Genomic DNA, 18198 nt, shown 5'->3' on the forward strand with positions numbered 1-18198 from the left:
TCAGGCCACCCGGGCAAGGTCGGTATGGCGCACCTCATGGGCGAGCGGCAACCCTTCGGCCAGGCGTTCCAGCTCCTCGACGACGATGCGGCCGAGTCGTTCCAGCTCGTTGCCGAGCGATCCGGCGATATGCGGCGTGAGAAACACGTTCGGCAATCGGTACAGCGGAGAGTCCGCGGGCAGCGGCTCGGGATCGGTCACGTCCAGGACCGCGTCAAGGCGGCCCGCGACCAGTTCGTCGGTGAGGGCGGCATGGTCGATGAGGGCGCCCCGCGAAGTGTTGATCAGCACGGCGCCGTCGCGGATCAGGGCGAGCCGGTCGCGATCGAGCAGGTGACGGGTCTCCGGAATGTCGGGCGCGTGCAGACTGACGATGTCGCTGTGCCGCAGTAGGTCCTGCAGGGAGAGCAGCTGCGCGCCGAGCTCGGCGGCCTCGGCCGCGTCCAGGTAGGGATCGTGGAGGAGAACCTCGAAGTCGTACGGGTGCAGCAGTTCCAGCAGACGACGTCCCACACGGGAGGCGCCGATGATGCCGATGCGACGGCCGAGGTTGCCGGTGGCAGCGGTTTGCGCGTGTGTCGGGTGGGCGTGAGTACGACGGAAGCGCTCACGGTGGGCGAAGGCGTCCTTCCCGGCGAGCAGGATCATCGCGAGGGTGTATTCGGCGACCGGGAGGGCGTTCGCCGTGACCGCGCTGGACACCGTCACCCGTCGGTCCCACAACACTTCGCCGACGAGCGAACGGACCGAGCCCGCGGCATGCAGGACGCTACGCAGCCGGGGTGCGGCGGCGAGGACGCCCGCATCGAGTCGGGGGCACCCCCAGCCGGTGATCAGGACTTCCGCTTCGGCCAGCACCGTTGCGGCGGCGGGATCGGTGAAGTCCCGCACGACGAGGCTCGGCTCGATGGCGGCCGTCCGCTGCAGCCGTGCCAGGAGCGGCGCGGGGAACAGCAGCGGGAGGTGCACCGGATCCATGGCGAACACGGCCCTGGGCAGCTGGGCGCTGGGCATGACTCTCCTGAGGTGCGTGGGAAACGGTTTCTGAAAGCGTCTTCTACCGTAGATCTGACGCAGAGGCCTGGTCAATCGATGGGAGGGATCCACCGTCGGGGGGAAAATTTTCGAGTGATTTCCCGGCAAAGAACCACCTCAGACGCGCAGTTGGAGCGCATATGGGATCCGGTGTCGGCGGTCGCGCGGTCTCCGAGGACGGGACTCAGGTTGTGGGTCGCCCGCGCCCTCCCATGTACGGATCTGCGCGCTGAGAGCGATAGATACCCCATGCTCACAACCGGTTTCTGCCCGTCCATCGAAAGCTGACCGCAGCACTGCTACGACCCACTCGATCGTTTCCGCGTCGGGTTTCTGCGCGTGAGGACACATCACTGCAGTTCAGAGGGGTAGCCCAGAAAGCAGACACGAGCACGGCTGCGCGGCTGGAGTGGACATCGGAGGTCGCGAAGCATTTTCGAAAATCTGCCAGGCCCCTTGACGGGCCACCTTGGCCGGAACAAGCTCTGGCCAGCGGGGCGTAGCAACCGGTTCCTACTTGTTACTACGGTCCTTGCCGGCCACCTGCCTTGCTTGCGGGGCCCGAACCTCTCCCCACTCCTCTCGTCCCTGCGCCAGAAAGAGGACGTCTCATGCGCTCCCACGTCGGTGCTCCTTCCAACGGCCAGGGTCGGTCCGGACGGTGGCGGTCGGCACTGTGGCCGCCTCGACGGCGGGCGTCGGCCGTCCCCTGCGGGTGCCGACCGTGCTGAGCCACCTGCCGACTTCAAGCTCGGGGTCAACCCCGGCCCGGTCAAGCACGAGGGCACCTGGGCAAGGGAGCGCTGCTCCCTTTCGGGCAAGATGCACGACGTCTTTCCGGAGCTGACACCCGGGCCCGAAAGGGCCTCGACATCAAGATCGCCACGGTGGTGCGGGCCGCGCCCGCCCCGAGGCCGCTCCCCGGCCCAGCGCGATGGCGTCGCCGATATGCCGACAACCGGCTTCTACGTGCCCGTGCTCACATGCCCCGAGCAACCCCTTACCGATCTGTTGCAAGGAGTCCCGTATGAACACGCCTCTGTCCCGCCGCACCGCCCTCACGGCCGCCGGAGCCACCGTGCTCGCCACTGGCCTCTCCGGCGGTCTCACCGCCACGGCGGCTCACGCGGACGCCGACGACTCCGCATCGAAACTGGTCACCTACCCGCGCCCCGCCACCCTGCCGACCAACGTCAGCTTCAAGGTCCGGGTGCGTCCCGCCCCGAGCGGCACGTGGCAGACCCTGGACATCTACCGGCCCCAACTGGAGGAGATCAACGCCACCACCGGCTCCGGCAAGGTCTACAGCACGTCGATGGTGTACTTCGACTTCCGAGGCTCCGTGGAACTCGAGATCACCTATCTCAAGGGCGGCGCCACCAAGACCGGGGTGCGGCCCCGCGCCCTGGGCATCGTGCCCGAACTCCTCGGCGACACACTCAGATTCACCCTCGACGAGCCCCGTGACGTCGTCGTCCAGATCAATGACGAGATCTTCGACTGCCTGCACGTCATCACCAATCGCATCGACCCGCATCCGCCGTGCGCGGACGATCCCGACGTGATCTATTTCGGTCCCGGCGTGCACACGGTTGCCGGGAACGTCCTCACCGTGCCCAGCGGGAAGACCGTGCATCTCGCGGGCGGCGCCGTCCTCACCGCGCAGGTCTACTTCAAGGACGTGGAGAAGGCGGCCCTCTCCGGCCACGGCATGTTGTACGCCGGCCCTGGGGGGATCCTCTGCGAGGGGAGCAAAGACATCCGGGTCCAGGACGTCATCATCATGAACCCCAACGGCTACGCGGGCACATTCGCAGAGAGCGAGAATGTCCACGTCACCAAGGCCAGATCATTCAGCTCGAAGGGCAACGGAGACGGTTTCGACGTCTTTTCCTCGAGCGGAATCGTCTTCGACGGATGTTTCATGCGCAACTCGGACGACTGCTTCGCGATCTACGCACACCGCTGGGACTACTACGGCGACACCAAGAACATCACCATCCAGAACTGCACCCTGTGGGCGGACGTCGCGCACCCCGTCAACGTCGGGACACACGGTAACACCGACGCCCCTGAGGTGATCGAAAACCTCGTCATCAGAAACGTCGACATCCTCGACCACCGTGAGCCGCAGATGGGCTACCAAGGATGCATCGCCCTGAACCCCGGCGACTCCAACCTCGTCAAGAACGTCCGCATCGAGGACGTACGGATCGAGGACTTCCGGTGGGGCCAGGTCATCCACATGCGGATCATGTACAACACGAAGTACAACACCTCGGTCGGCCGCGGCATCGAGGACGTGTACGTCAAGAACCTCACCTACACGGGCACGCACGCCAACCCGTCCCTCTTCCTCGGCTACGACGCCGAACACGCCATCAAGAACGTGACCTTCGAGAATCTGGTGATCAACGGGCAGGTCGTCGCGGACTCGATGAAGAAGCCCAGCTGGTACTACACGACCGACGCCATGCAGTGGTTCGCCAACGAGCACGTGCTCAACCTGAAGTTCCTGACCACCGCCGAGGCGGAGGCGGCGCAGTGAGCCCGGTCAGCCGCCGCGGCCTGCTGAAGTCCACCACGGCCCTGCTGCTCGCCGCAGGCACGAACTCCCTCTACGCGCCGGCGGCGAGGGCGGCGGGAGCGCACGACGACACTTACGGAACCGCCTTCGCCCACCCCGGGCTGCTGCACAGCGCGGCCGATCTCGCCCGTATGAGGTCCGCGGTCGCCCGTCGGCAGGCGCCCGTTTACGACGGTTTTCTCGCCCTCACCGCACACAGCCGTTCGCAGGCCGCGTACAACGTCCAGAACACAGGCCAGATCACCTCCTGGGGCCGTGGTCCCACCAACTTCATGAACCAGGCCGTCTCCGACTCGGCCGCGGCCTACCAGAACGCGCTGCTGTGGGCCGTCACAGGCGACCGCGCCCATGCCGACAAGGCTCGTGACATCCTCAACGCATGGTCCGCCTCGCTGCGGGTCGTCACGGGAGCCGACGGGCCGCTCGGTGCCGGCCTGCAGGCCTTCAAGTTCGTCAACGCGGCCGAACTGCTTCGGCACACCGGGTACGACGGCTGGGCGAACGCGGACGTCGCGCGATGCGAGGAGTCGCTTCTGGACGTCTGGTATCCGGCGATCTCCGGATACATGCTCTACGCCAACGGCAACTGGGACCTGACGGCCATTCAGTCCATTCTCGCCATCGGTGTGTTCTGCGAGGAGCGCGTCCTCTTCGAAGACGCCCTGCGCTTCGCCGCAGCCGGCGCGGGCAACGGCAGCGTGTCCCACCGTGTCGTCACGGCGATCGGTCAAGGCCAGGAGAGCGGCCGCGACCAGGGGCACGAGCAGCTCGCCGTGGGCCTCATGGGAGACGCCGCACAAGTGGCCTGGAATCAGGGCGTCGACCTGTGGGGTCACGACGGCAACCGCATTCTCGCCAACGCCGAGTACGCCGCCCGCTACAACCTCGGCGGTGACGTTCCCTTCATCCCCGACCTCGACCGCACCGGCAAATACATCAAGAAAACTGTTTCCGCGACCGGGCGCGGCTCCCTGCCCCCCATCTACGAGATGTACCTCGCGCACTACGCGGGCGTCCGGGGTTCGGCGGCACCGTTCACCGAGGCGGCCGTCTTCCGTGGGCCCGGAGGCGCCCGGGTCGTCGAGGGCAGCAACGACGACCTTCCCGGTTGGGGCAGCTTCGCCTACGCGGGCGCGACGGCCCCCACGCCGACCGTCCCCGCGCCCCCAGCCGGCGTCACGGCCTTGGGGGAGGAACGGGCCGTCAGCATCACCTGGCTGCCCTCCGCCTGGGCGACCGGATACACAGTCCTGCGTGCCTCGGTGCCCGCCGGCCCCTACACCCCCCTCGCGACCGACGTGACGAAGCCCGGGTACTCCGACACCGACGTACGCCCCGGACGCCTCTTCCACTACCGCGTCGTCGCCTCCAACTCTTCCGGAATCAGCGCCAGTTCGGCTGTCGTGTCGGCACTCGCCGGACTCCCGGCCCCCTGGTCGGCCACTGATGTCGGCACCGTCGCCGTCGCAGGCTCGGCCGCCTTCGACGGCGAGCGGTTCCTGCTGGAGGCCTCCGGCGGCCCCGACGCCTGTCGCCTCGTCCACCTGCCGCTGCGCGGCGACGGCTCGGTCACCGCCCGGATCGTGTGGCCGCTCAGCTCCCAATACTCCAAGATCGGCGTCACCGTCCGCGCATCGCTCGAGGCGGACGCCGCGCACGCCTCGATGCTGATCCAGGGGTTGCCCCTGTACACCTGGAGCGGGGTGTGGACCGTCCGGCCCCGCACCGGGGCCGCGGTGTCGTCCACCGGGAGCACGCCCGTGCCACCGTCCCAGCAGGAAGCGATCACTCAGAAGGCCTCGTTCCCGATCTCCGACCTCGGCGCGCTACCGGAGTCCGCCACCCCGCTGGAAGCTCCCCACGTGGAGGGCGCGGGCGACGGATACCGGTTGCGGACGCCTTACTGGGTGCGGGTGACCCGGAAGGGACGGCGCTTCACGGGAGCCATCTCCGCCGACGGCCTGAAGTGGACCGTCGTCGGCACGACCGAGCTGGACGGTGTGCCGCTCTCCGCCTACGCCGGCCTCACCTTCACTTCCTGTCTCGGCATCGGCGAGACCTACGCCGAGACGGGCACCGGCGCCTTCGACAACGTAAGCGTCACCGGTGCCGACAGGGACGTCTGGAGCACACCCCGCCCCACCCGTACCGCCGCAGACCTGCGCGCCACGCCCCGAGACGGGGAGAGAGTCCGGCTCACCTGGACCGATCCCGACCTCTCCGCCCGCTACACCGTGCTGCGCGCCTCACGCGCCCATGGACCCTTCCGGGCGATCGCCTCCGATGTCGGTCCCGTGGGATTCGGTGCCCGTATCCGGTACACCGATGCGAGCGGCGCCCCGGGATCGACGTATCACTACGCCGTCGCCAAGACCAACTCCACTGGTATGGGGCCTCGTTCAGGGGCATGTGCCGTCATCGCACCGCCTCTCCCCGTACCGCCGGACCAGGAGACGCCCGCCACGTCCGCTTCTCCGTCCGCCCCTTTGCCGGCTCCCTGGACGCACGGAGATCTCGGCGACGTCGTCCGGGACCAACGGGACTACGCGACCCTCGGTGTCGTGGCCGTTCTCACGCCCGGCGACACGTCGTACGACGACGAGACATTCGCCGTGCGCGGCGCAGGCACCGACCTCAACGTCAACTCGCAGGGTATGACAGCACAGTTCGCCCGCCGGACCGTCTCCGGCGACTGCACGCTCACCGCGCGGCTGCTGTCCCGGGAGGGAGCGCCCACCGACCGCGTAGGCCTGCTGATGACCAAATCGCTGTCACCGTTCGACCAGGCGGCCGGCCTGATCGTCACCGGTGGCACGACCGCGCAGCTCATGCTGCGGCCCACGGTGGCCGGCGCCTCCGTGTTCTCCGGCACGACCGACGTCCGGCTTCCCGTCCTGCTGCGACTGAAGCGCACGGGAACCGCTTTCATCGCCTACGTCTCCACCGATGACGGCGTCACCTGGTCCCCCCTCGCCGAGGGCGTGGTCCCCGGCTTCGGCGACGCCCCCTACTACGTGGGCCTCGCGGTCTGCTCACGCAACCCGCAGGTCCTCGGCACCGCACGGTTCGGCGAGGTGATCGTCACCTCGGGATGACCACGTGGATCCCCCACGGATCCACCCCACGGATCCACCCCACGGATCCCCCACGACGGGAGCTGCATCCCATGACCCGCACATCCCCCCACCAGGACCACCCCCCGTTGAGCCGCCGCGGCCTGCTGAGAACCGCAGGCGGGTTCACCGCGGCGCTCGCCCTCGGAGCGGGCGCCGCCACCGGCGCGGGCCCGGCGGACGCGGCGCCCGCCGCTTTCACCCACCCGGGCATGCTGCACAACGCCGGCGACATCAACCGCGCCAGGGTCAGGGTCGCCGCGGGCGACGACCCGTGGCTGTCCGGTTGGAACAGGCTCACCGCCAACGCCCACTCCCGGTCCACCTGGACGCCCAGGGCGACGGCGACGATCGTCCGCGGCGGCACCGGAGAGAACTACAGCCTTCTCTACAACGACATCGCCGCCGCCTACCAGAACGCCCTGCGCTGGCGGATCGCGGGCACCGAGGCCAACGCGCGATGCGCCGCGAACATCCTCAACGCCTGGGCCACGACCCTGACGTCCGTAACCGGCAACGCCGACCGTTTCCTCGCCTCCGGTCTCTACGGCTGGCAGCTCGCCAACGCGGCAGAACTCCTGCGGGATTACGCCGGCTTCGACCTGGCAGCCCTCCAGGAGATGCTGATCAAGGTCTTCTACCCGCTCAACAACAGTTTCCTGACCCACCACAACGACGCCTGTATCACGAACTACTGGGCCAACTGGGACCTCTGCAACATGGCCTCCATCATGGCCATCGGGATCCTCAACGACGACGCCGCCAAGTTCGACCAGGCTGTTTCCTACGCCAAGTCCGGCGCCGGAAACGGCTCCCTCGTTCACGCAGTGCCGTACCTGTACACCGACGCTGACGGCTACGGCCTCGGCCAGTGGCAGGAGTCGGGCCGCGACCAGGCGCACACCGTCCTGGGCTTGGGCCAGTTGGGCGCACTCTGCGAGATGGCCTGGAACCAGGGCGAGGACCTGTACGCGTACGACGGCAGGCGCTTCATGAAGGCCGCTCAGTACGTCGCCAAGTACAACCTCGGCAACGAGGTGCCGTTCACCACCTACACCTGGGGCAGCGGCCAGAACTGCGCACGGAACACGCAGACCGTCGTTTCCGCAACGTCCCGCGGGCAGGTCCGCCCGGTGTGGGCCATGCTGCACTACCACTACCACGGACGCCTGTCCCTGGACGACAAGTACATATCCCGCATGTGCTCCTCCGTCGCCCCCGAAGGCGGCGGAGGGGATTACGGGGCCGCCAGCGGAGGCTACGACCAGCTCGGCTTCGGCACCCTGATGTACGCCAAATAGCTCAAATAGCTCTCCCACCGGCTCGTGCACCGGAATACCGGGCGCTGTTGTGGTGCTCTGGTCATACCGGTGCGCGAGCGCGGCGAAGGGCTGGTGGGCAAATGGCAGCAGACCGGACGAATCCTGCGGGCAAGGCCCGAGAGGGGCCCGTCCCCGTCTCCGCCCGCGGCCCCGACGCCGCCCGCCTTCCCGACGCCGACGCAGCTCCCGTCGTGCGCACCCCTTACGGGGTCGTGCGCGGAAGATACGAGCACGGGATCGCCGTGTTCCGGGGGATCCCCTACGCGTCGCCCCCCTTCGGCCCCCGGCGGTTCAGACCACCGGTGCCGCCCGAACCGTGGAACGGCGTGCGCGACGCGGGAGCCTTCGGCCCGACACCGCCGAAACCGCCGTACTCCGACGCCTTCGCCCAGTATCTGTCCGACCCCGCCGTGCCGGGCGAGGACTGCCTCAACCTCAACGTCTGGACCCCCGAGCCCTGCCCCGGCGTACGGCTGCCCGTCGTCGTTTGGCTGCACGGCGGCGCGCTGACCAGGGGCTCCTCGGCGGTTCCGGTGTATGACGGGCGCCACTTCGCACGCGACGGAATCGTTTTCGTATCGATCAACTACCGACTGGGAGTGGAAGGCTACGGACTGTTTCCGGACGCGCCCGCCAATCCCGGTCTGCGAGACCAGCTCGCCGCCCTGGAATGGGTTCACCGCTCGGTCGGGGCCTTCGGCGGCGACCCCGACAGGGTCACCCTGGCGGGACAGTCCGCCGGAGCCATCAGCGTCGGCGCCCTGATCGCGGCCCCGCAGGCACAGGGCCTGTTCCGGCGGGCCGTCCTGCAGAGCGGGCCGCCCGAGGCCCTCGAACGGGACAAGGTCCGCCGTATGGTGCGCCGGATGGCCGCCCGGCTGAAGATCCCCGCCACCGCGGAGGCCTTCGCAACCGTAGACCGGGACCTGCTGCTGCGCGCCCAGGCCGAGGTCGGCAGGCTCAGCAGCCCGGTGCTGGGCGGGCCCGCCTTCGGCATCGTCGTCGACGGCGATCTCGTGCCGCGCGACCCACTGCAGGCACTCCTCGACGGGGAGGTCGCCCCTGGCATCGACCTGCTGCTGGGCTGGACACGGGACGAGTACCGGCTCTGGCTGGTGCCCGGCGGGCTGCTGGAGCGCGTCGACCGACTCGGCGCCGTTGCTCTCGCGGGCGCGATGGCCCGCTGCCACTGCGGCCCCGAGGTGCCGCGCGGCTACCGTGCGCTGCACCCCGGGGCCGGCACCGCCGAGGTCGTCGGGCAGATGGTCACGGACAGGCTGCTGCGGCTCCCCCTGCGAAGCCTGGCCGACGCCCGCCCCGGGACGTCGTACGTGTACGAGTTCGCCTGGCCCTCGCTCCGTCCCGGCCTCGGCGCCTGCCACGCACTCGAACTGGGCTTCGTCTTCGACACCGGCGAGACGGCGGAGTCCGCGAAACTGGCCGGGGAAGGGGTTTCCCAGGAACTGGCCGACGCGATGCACGGGGCGTGGACGCGCTTCGCGGCGACCGGGGACCCAGGGTGGGAGGCCTGGAACGCGACGCATCCGGTGCGGATCTTCGGGGAGAGCGACGCCGCTCGTCTGCCGAAGGATGAGGACGGGGCGCCGCCCGGAGCCGACGGCTCGGCGTACACCGCACACGGCGTACGCGACCGCGAGCTGGCGCTGTGGACGACGCCGTCACCGCAGGCCGCCCTCCCGGAGGAACCGCTCGACGGGACGCCGATTGCCGATCCCTCGCTCGCTGGACCGTCCCTACGCGGCACAGAGCTGAGGTCGACGGTACGCCGACTGCGCCGAGCCACCGGGGGGACGAGGGAACGCTGACCGCAACCGGAGGGGAGGACGGCCTTGCCGACACCACACCGGGTGCCGTGGACGGCGGACCGGCGGGCGAGGGCACTGTTTCCGTCGAGCGGACCAGGCGGAGGTCGTACTGTCGACGCTCGGCAGTCCGACCCGACTCGACCTGGCCTGGCAGTCTGGCCTGCTGTGACGATCTGGCAGGGAAGCCGTTTCTGGGAACTCTCGGCAGCCGTTGCCCGACCCCTGAGGGCTTTGAGCGCGGTGCCTTCCCCGCTCCCGACGCCGACGCTCACGCTGGTGCCGGCGCCTGGACGGCGTTCGTGTTCCGCACCGCCCGGTCGGGGTGCCCCCCGCCCCCGGTTGCAGTGCCGTGGTGCCGGACCAGCGGGACAGCCGTTCCTCTCTTCTCGCATCGTGAGGTCCGGGGCCGTCGGAACGCTCACCCTCACCCGACCTGTCATTCAGGCCTGCTGGGTCGCTCCGCCCGACCGCATCGCGGAGGACCCCGCCCCGACGCCCGCCACCGAGTCCCGCACCACGACGTGTGTGCCCAGAAGCAGGTGCTCGTTCGGTGCGTCGGGTGTGCGGCCCAACACGGTGCGTACGGCGAGGCGGCCCAGCTCTTCGTAGGGGACATGGACCGTGGTGAGGGCGGGGCGCAGTTCACGGGCGAACGGAATATCGTCGTAGCCGGTCAGTGAAACATCACCGGGCACGTTCAGGCCTGCCTCGTGCAGGGCGGCCAGGGCGCCGATGGCGACCATGTCGGTGGCGGCGACCACGGCCGTGAAGCGCAGCTGCTGCTTCAGAGCCGCGCGCAGCAGGCGATGCCCCGAGTCGCGGGTGAAGTCGCCGTGCAGGATCAGCGCCGGGTCGACCTCGATGCCCCGCGCCCGATGGGCCTGTGTGTAACCGCATTCGCGACCGAGCGCCGTGGCGTGGTTCGGTTTTCCGCCGAGAAACAGCACCCGCTGGTGCCCCTGGGTCAGAACATGCGAGACCAGGGCGAAGGCGCCCCCCTCGTTGTCGTATTCGACGACGGTCACAGGCGCCCCGGGGCCGAGCGGCGGACGGCCGCACAGCACCAGCCGCGATCCTGCGGACGCCAGCGAGTCGGCGATGCGGCGAGTGCGCTTGCGGTACTCCGGAGTGTCGGCGGCCCCGCCGACCAGGATCACGGCGGAAGCGCGCTGGGCTCGCATGGTCTCCACGAAGTCCAGCTCGTGCCGCAAGTCTCCCTCCGTGCTGCACACCAGGCACAGGTGTCCCAGCCGGTGTGCCTCGCGTTCCACGCCGTGCGCCTTGTGCGCGAACGACGGTCCGGTGATGTCCTCCAACACGAAGGCCAGTGTCGGCGTGCCGGCCCCCGCGACAGCCTTGGCCCGCGCGTCGGCGACGTAGTCGAGCTCGCCCACGGCCCGCAGTACCCGTCTGCGGGTCTCCGCGCTCACCGGATAGACGCCGCCGAGCACGCGTGACACGGTTGCCGCGGACACCCCCGCACGGGCCGCTACGTCCCGAATGGTGCTGCGTGCTGTTTCCGCAGGTTTCCTCGTCATCCCGCTCCCCCTGCCCCCGCCTCCTACGGAAATCCGGCAGCAACCGTCTTCCCGAGCGGAGGCTAGCAGTGGCGGAGCACTCGCCAGGAGGGCTATGTGGACGTCAGTGTCCGGGCGATGGAGGTGACCGCGTCCGGGCCGACCCGGCAGCAGCCTCCGATCAGCCGGGCCCCGGACTGCCGCCAGGCCAGGACCTGTTCGGGGGCGAAAGTGGAGCGTCCGACCCAGGCGCGCGCCTCGGCGTCCCAAGTCTCGCCGCTGTTCGGATACACGACGACCGGCTTGCCCGTCACGCGTGCCGCTGTCGCCACGGCGGCGTCGACGTCGCCGGGGTCGCAGCAGTTCACGCCGACCGCGATCACCTCGTCCGCATCCGCGGCCGGTGCGAACGCCTCCTCCAACGGCTGCCCGGCCCGGGTACGGTCACCGTCGATGGAGTACGACAACCAGGCGGGCACGCCCAGCCCGCGCACCGCGCGCAACAGCGCTTCGGCCTCGTCGGCGTCGGGTACCGTTTCGAGAGCGAGTACGTCAGGCTCCGTGGCGGCCAGAACCTCCAGGCGCGGCCGGTGGAAACGTTCCAGGTCCGCGGCGCTCAGTCCGTAGCGGCCCCGGTACTCGGAACCGTCCGCGAGCATCGCGCCGTACGGCCCGACCGAAGCGGCCACCCACAACGGGTGCGCGACCCCTGTGGTCCGGGCCCGCCGAGCGGCGTCCCGGGCCAGTTCCACGCTCCGCGAGAGCAGCCGGGCTGCCTCCTCGTGATCGATCCCCCGTTTGGCGAAGCCCTCGAACGTTGCCTGGTAACTCGAGGTGATCGCTACGTTCGCACCCGCTTCGAAGTAGGCGAGGTGCGCCTCGGTGATCGCCTCGGGGTGCTCCGCCAGAAGTCGTGCCGACCACAGTTCGTCGCTGAGATCATGCCCGGCGGACTCCAACTGGTTCGACATGCCGCCGTCGAGGACGACGGTGCCGGCGGCAAGAGCGGCGGCGAGGGTGGTCTCCGTGCGCGGGGCAGGGGTGTCGCTGGTCATGTCACGACGCTAGTCGAAGAGCGGGGGGACGGCCCGACGGGTCCAGTCCATGAACAGTTCCCCCCCGCTCACCGCCCGTGCGCCGCTCGCCGCCCGCCTCGACGGCGTCCGGTGCCGCGCGTGCGCTTGGTCGCCGGGAACAGCAGCCCGCCGAGCAGGCCGGCTGCCAGCACGTACGGCCACCAGCCGAACGCGTCGCCCTGGGCCGCTGCGGTACCGCGCTCGTCGGCCGTCACGACGCCCGACGAGGCCTGTCCGTGCGCACGCGCCGAGGTGCTCGCTCGGGTGGTGGTCAGGACGACGTCGTTTCCGTCTCCGCCTGTGTAGCTGATCCGGTAAACGGTGTCGGCGAGTTTCACCTCGGCACCCTCGCGCAGCCCGTCGAACGTGCCCGTGGTCGGCCCGTTGCCGGTGTGCTCCAGGACGCGGATCTCACGGAGGGCCGCACGGGACGAGGCGGACGGCGCCCGGGAAGCGCCCTCGCTGTGTGTGGGAGCGGCCCCCGCGCTGTTCGCCTCGGCGGCCGCTCCCGCGGCCGACAGGTCGAGTCCGCCCCGCAGAGTGACCTTGCCGCCGGTTTTCAAGGGTTTGTCCGTGAGCACGAGTTGGCCCTTGTCGGTCTGCGTGTAGCCGGCGGTGACCGTCAGCCCGCCGGTGACGACACCCTCGTTCGTCACCGCCCCTTTCACGGTGCCCTTGCCACTGAGGGTGCTCATCACCCGCAGCGGCGAGCCGCCGGTGTCCAGCCGCGCCGCCGCGGACGTCAGCCGCACCACCCTGCTGTTGACGAGGCTTGCCCCGCTCTCGAGCGCGAGCGTTCCCTGACTGATCGTCGTCGTCCCGGTGTATGTCACCGCGGGCCCCGTGAGGGTCGTCGTGGCGGCTCCCGACTGGACGAGCGAACCGCTGCCGCCGAGCCGGGACAACGAGATCGCCTTCTTCGCGTTACGCACGACGAGCGTGCCGTCGTTCACGATGCGACGTCGGTCGGTGCCCGTGAGCAGTGAACCGTCCCCCTGCGCCGACCCCAGCCGCAGGACCGCGCCCTTCTGCACCGTCGTCGAACCGTCGTAATGCTGGTCGGCGGCGAAGGTGACGTCGTTTCCCTTTGTTCCCGCGATGACGACGTCACCGGCGCCGGGCGCGGCCAGGGTGTCGTGGTACCTGCCACCGCCGATCGGCGCGCCGAGAGTGACCGGCCCGTTGTAGTCGAACGTCAGCAGGGACCGCCGTCCGCTGGCCTCGTGCATGTTGATGTATACGGTGTCTTTTGTTCCCGGCATGAAGATTTTGTGCGTGGTGCCGTCGCCCCACTGCACGTTCGCACCTTCGATGTTGGTGCCGCGCTTGTTCAACTGGTGCGCCACCGGACGCCAGTTGATGTCCGGATCGCTGAGCGAGGGGTCGGTGTCCCCGCCCTGGTCGCTGTAGCTGTATTGACCGGTCAGGATGACCTTGCTGCCGGGCCGTGTGTGGACGTTGACGTCGCTGCCGTACGCCCGCTGGTAGAAGTCCTGGCGCAGAGTGATCGTCCGGTTCAGTGGGGTGTCGATGATCCAGGATCCCTGGTTGACGATCGCTCGGGCGTCGGGCAGCGAGACCGGGAACTCGGGGCGGCCCGCCGCCATGCCCGTACCGTTGTCGATGACTCCGGAAAAGGGGTGGGTGCCCGCCAGATCGAGCGTCCCCCACATGTTCCGGGGCTGGGTGACCAGACCCGACCCGCTGATCGTGCCGATGTTGAACGTGCGGGTCAGCGACAGCCGGAGCGTGCCGTCGACGCGGACGTTGAGCTCGTTGAGCCGATAGCCGGGCGTGGCGTAGGGGAAATGCCCGATCAGGCCCGTGCCCTTGCCGGTCCCGTACTGCAAGGTCGCCCCGCGGGCGACGGTGATGGCGGGCGGGTCGGGGTTGCTGACCGTCGTGTACGGGTGGTTTCCGCCCTGTGTGCGCACCACCTGCCTGCGGCGGGACGTGGGCAGGGTGAAGTCGCTGTCCCTGGTCAGCACGAGCGTACCGACGCCTCGCACGGTGAGCGTTCCCTGGCCGCGGAAAGCGCCGTCGTAAGTCGTCGTTCCGGCGGGCACGGTGACCACCGTGTCGCCGGCGAGGTTCACGTCCCGGTCGGCGAGGACGTCGGCGGTGACGTCCCGGGGTCCGGCGGCCGCGGCGGGGGGAGCAGTGACCAAGAGGGCCGCGACCGCCGTGAGGACGCCGAGGACCGCTGCTGAGGTGGGGAAAGGGCTGCGCACACATCGGAGACGGATGGGCGAGACGGCGATAACACAAACTTTCCTCTCGGAGCGCAGGCAGGCCTCTTCCGCTCCGGGAAACGCGGTTCCGCGAGGAACGGTTCCGGAAAGGGCTTTCTAGCAAGTCACGTCAGACCCGTTGACCTGCTCGTAACACGCCCGTACCTTTTCGGCGTTCGTCATTCCACATCTTGTTCGCAGTTCCGATCCTTCCTCTGTCGTCGAGAGGCGCTGCGTGTACCGCAACCCCGCCCTCCCCTCACCGCGCCGACCCGCAGGCCCTGCGCCGCATCCGGTTCCGGGCCCCGCGTCGGACGGGGACGGCGCCTCAGAGTTCGGCGTTCCGGTCGCCGACACCATGAAAGAGAGCCTGTGAGATGAGACGTGCGTACGCGACCCTGCTCGCCCTCTGTCTGGCGCTGATCGGCGCTCTCACCCTGGCGGGACCGGCCCAGGCGGCACCCGTGACGCTCGCCAACGGCACGCAGTTCAAGGACACCTCAGGTAGTCCCCTGCACGCCCACGGCGGCGGGGTCCTCAAAGTCGGCTCCTACTACTACTGGTTCGGCGAGGACCGTAACGCCGACAACACGTTCCGGTACGTGGACGCCTATCGTTCCACCGACCTGAAGAACTGGGAGTTCCGCAACCACGTGCTGACCCAGTCGAGCGCGTCCGAGCTGTCCTCCGCCAACATCGAACGTCCGAAGGTCGTCTACAACGCCTCCACCGGCAAGTTCGTGATGTGGATGCACAAGGAGAACGGGACGGACTACAGCGAAGCGCGTGCCGCAGTCGCCGTGTCGGACACCGCCGACGGTGACTACACCTGGCAGGGCAGCTTCCGGCCGCTCGGTCAGCACATGTCGCGCGACATCACGGTCTTCGTGGACAGTGACGGCGCCGGGTACATGGTCTCGGCGGCGCGCGAGAACTACGACCTGCAGATCTACCGGCTGACTGCCGACTACACCGGTATCGCAAACCTTGTCGCCGATCCCTGGCACAACGGCCATCGCGAGGCGCCGGCGCTGTTCAAGCGCAACGGCGTCTACTTCATGCTCACCTCGGGCGCCACCGGCTGGAACCCCAACCAGCAGCAGTACGCGACGGCCACCTCCCTCGCCGGTCCCTGGACGGGCATGACGAACGTCGGCGATGCGACGACGTTCGGCACGCAGACCGCGTACGTCCTTCCCGTCCAGGGGACCTCGGGCACCTCCTACCTGTATCTGGGCGACCGCTGGGGCAACTCCTTCGGCGGCACCGTCAACGACTCCCGCTACGTCTGGCTGCCGCTGACCTTCCCCACGTCCACCTCGCTGTCGATGTCCTGGACCCCCGAGGTGACGGTCGACACCGTCACCGGGACCGTCACTGGCACGAGCGCCGCCTACAACACCCTGGTCGCCCGGCACAGCGGCAGGTGCGCGGACGTCACCAGTCAGTCGCTCTGGGCGGGAGCCCAGATCAAGCAGTACGACTGCAACGGCGGCAACAACCAGAAGTACTGGTTCAAGTCGGTCGGAAGCGGTTACTACCAGTTGGTCGTCCGCAGCAGTTCGCTGTGCGTGCGGGAGAACGCGGGCACGGTGAGCCAGGAGGACTGCAATGCCTCGGCCACCGCTCAGCAGTGGTCGCTGACGACCTCGGGCAGCTACGTGAACATCACGTCGCGCGCGAGCGGAAAGTGCCTTGACGTGAACGGCGCGTCCACCGCCAACTCCGCGGCGATCATCACGTACGCCTGCAACGGAGGTACCAACCAACAGTGGACGCGCAGTTCCTGACTCTACGTCACACAAGCAGGTCGATCGCGTCGACGGACGTGCCGGCGCTCAGGTAGGAGGTCGTGCCGGACCCGCTCACCACGTTGATCTTCAGCACGTTGTACCGGCTTGTGTCCGTGAGCCATGCGCTCGCGGGGATGCTGTAGGTGAACGTGTGGTTGTTGCCCCGGTACGACCCGTTGGTCAGGGACCGGGTGCTCGGCTGAGTGGGCGGGGACGGAACGGCAGAGGTCCATGCGTCGTTGACGACGACCTGCGGCCGGCCGTTGGCATAGGCCGTCGTCACGCCGATGCGCAGGGTGTGCGCGGCGGCGGCCTGGGCGGCGGTCAGCTTGAAGTACAAGAGCAGGCCGCTGTTGACGTCCTTCCAGAGGTAACAGGGGAACGCCGAGGTCTCGCTGCCGCTGCCGATGACGACGTTGCCGGTCCACGCGGAGGCACGGACGTCCGACGGGTGCGCGTACGTCATGAGGTCCGCGTTCTTGAAGCCGCTCGGCGTGCCGGTCCAGTCGTTGATCCGCCAGATCGCACTCGCGTTGCTCGGATCGTTCGAGGACGGGACGGCGATCGAGTTCAACGTGGTCGTCGTGCCCGCGGTCACCGTCACCTGCGTGGTGTACACGGCCAGTTCGCTCTTGTGGACGGTGAGCGTGTACGTCCCGGGGAGCACCCCTGTGATCGAGAACCAGCCGTCGGACGCGCGCGCCGGACCCCAGTACTGCGCCGTCGGGTTGGCCAGGCCGACCGTGTACGGGTATGCGGCGTCGCGCCCGGTGATGCCGACGCCCGCGACCCGGCCTCGGCCGCCGGCGCCCACGTATCCGGCGATGCCGAGCGAGTCGGCCCACGAGGTGCTCAGCGTTCCCGGGAACAGCGAGGAGGAGGGGGCGCCGCCGTTCGTGAAAGCGATCACGTACGGGCCCTGGAGGCCGAAGCGTTGCGCCTCCGTCTGGTTCTGGCCGTAGTAGAGGATCTCGTACAGGCCGCCGCCGTCGGCGCTCTGATGGCGCAGGAGAGAGCGGTAGAAAGGGCCTCCGGAAGCCTTTTCGTGGTTGCTGCGCACGATCCACAGACCGACGCCGCCGGCCGTCCAGCCGATGTAGTCGTAGTCCATGACGCGCAGTTTGGAGTAGTGCTTGGAGCGGGTCTGGCCGTTGGACTTGGCGAAGACGTCGGAGGCCTCGATGGTGCTGGTCGTGTACGTGTACGAGTCGGGCTCGTCGTTGAGGAACAGACCCGCCTTGACCCGCACGATGTAACGGGTTGCCGAAACGGACGTGTCCGCCTTGTTGGTCCACAAATAGATGTTGTTCTCGCCACTGCGAGCCGCGTAGTAGTGCCGGAGCGAGCCGTGTGTGACCGAGATCAGAATCGTGGAACCGGACCGTGCGATCGTCACGGTGGAGCTGCCGAGGCCCGACTCGATGTGCGAATTCATGCCGCCATAGCCCTGGTACTCGGTGCCCCGGTAGACCAGTGAGGTCAGGTCGCCGGTCGACTTGCTGACCTTGAAGACGAGGTCGGCGCCGGTGTCGACGACGTAGCGAGAGCCGTCGTCGGTGTAGCCGAAGGCCGCTGCGGCGGCCGGAGCGGCGAGCGGCCCGGCGAGCGCGGCGGAGCCGGCGGTGGCCGCGGTGCCGAGGACGAAGGTGCGGCGTCGGACCGGGTGATGCGCGGATCCGGACATGGGGGTGCCTCCTT

Annotated in this window: 10 protein-coding genes; 5 read left to right on the forward strand and 5 right to left on the reverse strand. The window is 68.9% G+C overall.

The features are described 5' to 3' along the window. Positions 1-1014 (reverse strand): hydroxyacid dehydrogenase, encoded by a 1014-nt coding sequence (locus QA802_RS33365; RefSeq protein ID WP_334530632.1) that lies wholly within the window; start codon positions 1012-1014, stop codon positions 1-3. Positions 1015-2062: 1048 nt separating this feature from the next. Between QA802_RS33365 and QA802_RS33370 the strand changes: the two genes are divergently transcribed. The 4 genes from QA802_RS33370 (at position 2063) to QA802_RS33385 (ending at position 9883) form a co-directional block, all read left to right on the forward strand. Beyond that, positions 2063-3583 carry a glycosyl hydrolase family 28 protein gene (locus QA802_RS33370; protein WP_334530635.1) on the forward strand — a complete coding sequence of 507 codons (1521 nt, stop codon included), beginning with the start codon at positions 2063-2065 and terminating at the stop codon, positions 3581-3583. Further along, positions 3580-6717, forward strand: a complete 3138-nt coding sequence (locus QA802_RS33375) for an alginate lyase family protein (RefSeq protein ID WP_334530638.1) — start codon at positions 3580-3582, stop codon at positions 6715-6717. The genes QA802_RS33370 and QA802_RS33375 overlap by 4 nt, the downstream gene beginning before the upstream one ends. A gap of 71 nt (positions 6718-6788) precedes the next feature. Further along, the gene (locus tag QA802_RS33380; RefSeq protein WP_334530641.1) at positions 6789-8036 is read left to right on the forward strand and encodes an alginate lyase family protein; all 1248 of its coding nucleotides are present in this window, start codon (positions 6789-6791) and stop codon (positions 8034-8036) included. Positions 8037-8137: 101 nt separating this feature from the next. Beyond that, entirely contained in the window at positions 8138-9883 is a 1746-nt protein-coding gene (locus tag QA802_RS33385; protein WP_334530644.1) for a carboxylesterase/lipase family protein, read from the forward strand. A gap of 440 nt (positions 9884-10323) precedes the next feature. Here QA802_RS33385 and QA802_RS33390 read toward each other — a convergent pair whose 3' ends face one another. The 3 genes from QA802_RS33390 to QA802_RS33400 all read right to left on the reverse strand — a co-directional run bounded on the left by QA802_RS33390 (position 10324) and on the right by QA802_RS33400 (position 14707). Further along, positions 10324-11421, reverse strand: coding sequence for a LacI family DNA-binding transcriptional regulator (locus QA802_RS33390; protein ID WP_334530647.1), 1098 nt, complete (start codon positions 11419-11421; stop codon positions 10324-10326). Between the two features lie 92 nt (positions 11422-11513). Continuing rightward, the gene (gene mmuM / locus QA802_RS33395) at positions 11514-12455 is read right to left on the reverse strand and encodes a homocysteine S-methyltransferase (protein ID WP_334530649.1); all 942 of its coding nucleotides are present in this window, start codon (positions 12453-12455) and stop codon (positions 11514-11516) included. 68 nt (positions 12456-12523) lie between these two features. Beyond that, positions 12524-14707: an autotransporter-associated beta strand repeat-containing protein gene (locus QA802_RS33400; RefSeq protein ID WP_334530652.1), complete on the reverse strand. Its 2184-nt coding sequence runs from the start codon at positions 14705-14707 to the stop codon at positions 12524-12526. 377 nt (positions 14708-15084) lie between these two features. Here QA802_RS33400 and QA802_RS33405 point away from each other — a divergent pair, with 377 nt between their 5' ends. Continuing rightward, a complete protein-coding gene (locus QA802_RS33405; RefSeq protein WP_334530654.1) occupies positions 15085-16497 on the forward strand; it encodes an RICIN domain-containing protein in 1413 nt (470 codons plus the stop codon). Positions 16498-16504: 7 nt separating this feature from the next. On the opposite strand, the gene QA802_RS33410 is transcribed toward QA802_RS33405, so the two are convergent. Next, positions 16505-18184 (reverse strand): rhamnogalacturonan lyase B N-terminal domain-containing protein, encoded by a 1680-nt coding sequence (locus tag QA802_RS33410; protein ID WP_334530656.1) that lies wholly within the window; start codon positions 18182-18184, stop codon positions 16505-16507. Positions 18185-18198: the final 14 nt, after the last annotated feature.

This window comes from Streptomyces sp. B21-105 (genome assembly GCF_036898465.1).
GTDB lineage: Bacteria > Actinomycetota > Actinomycetes > Streptomycetales > Streptomycetaceae > Streptomyces.

Bases quoted from the DNA above. Each gene is read 5' to 3' on its own strand.
- QA802_RS33365 (WP_334530632.1), bottom strand. From the start codon at position 1,014: ATGCCCAGCGCCCAGCTGCCCAGGGCCGTGTTCGCCATGGATCCGGTG.
- QA802_RS33370 (WP_334530635.1), top strand. From the start codon at position 2,063: ATGAACACGCCTCTGTCCCGCCGCACCGCCCTCACGGCCGCCGGAGCC.
- QA802_RS33380 (WP_334530641.1), top strand. From the start codon at position 6,789: ATGACCCGCACATCCCCCCACCAGGACCACCCCCCGTTGAGCCGCCGC.
- QA802_RS33385 (WP_334530644.1), top strand. From the start codon at position 8,138: ATGGCAGCAGACCGGACGAATCCTGCGGGCAAGGCCCGAGAGGGGCCC.
- QA802_RS33390 (WP_334530647.1), bottom strand. From the start codon at position 11,421: ATGACGAGGAAACCTGCGGAAACAGCACGCAGCACCATTCGGGACGTA.
- mmuM (WP_334530649.1), bottom strand. From the start codon at position 12,455: ATGACCAGCGACACCCCTGCCCCGCGCACGGAGACCACCCTCGCCGCC.
- QA802_RS33405 (WP_334530654.1), top strand. From the start codon at position 15,085: ATGAGACGTGCGTACGCGACCCTGCTCGCCCTCTGTCTGGCGCTGATC.
- QA802_RS33410 (WP_334530656.1), bottom strand. From the start codon at position 18,184: ATGTCCGGATCCGCGCATCACCCGGTCCGACGCCGCACCTTCGTCCTC.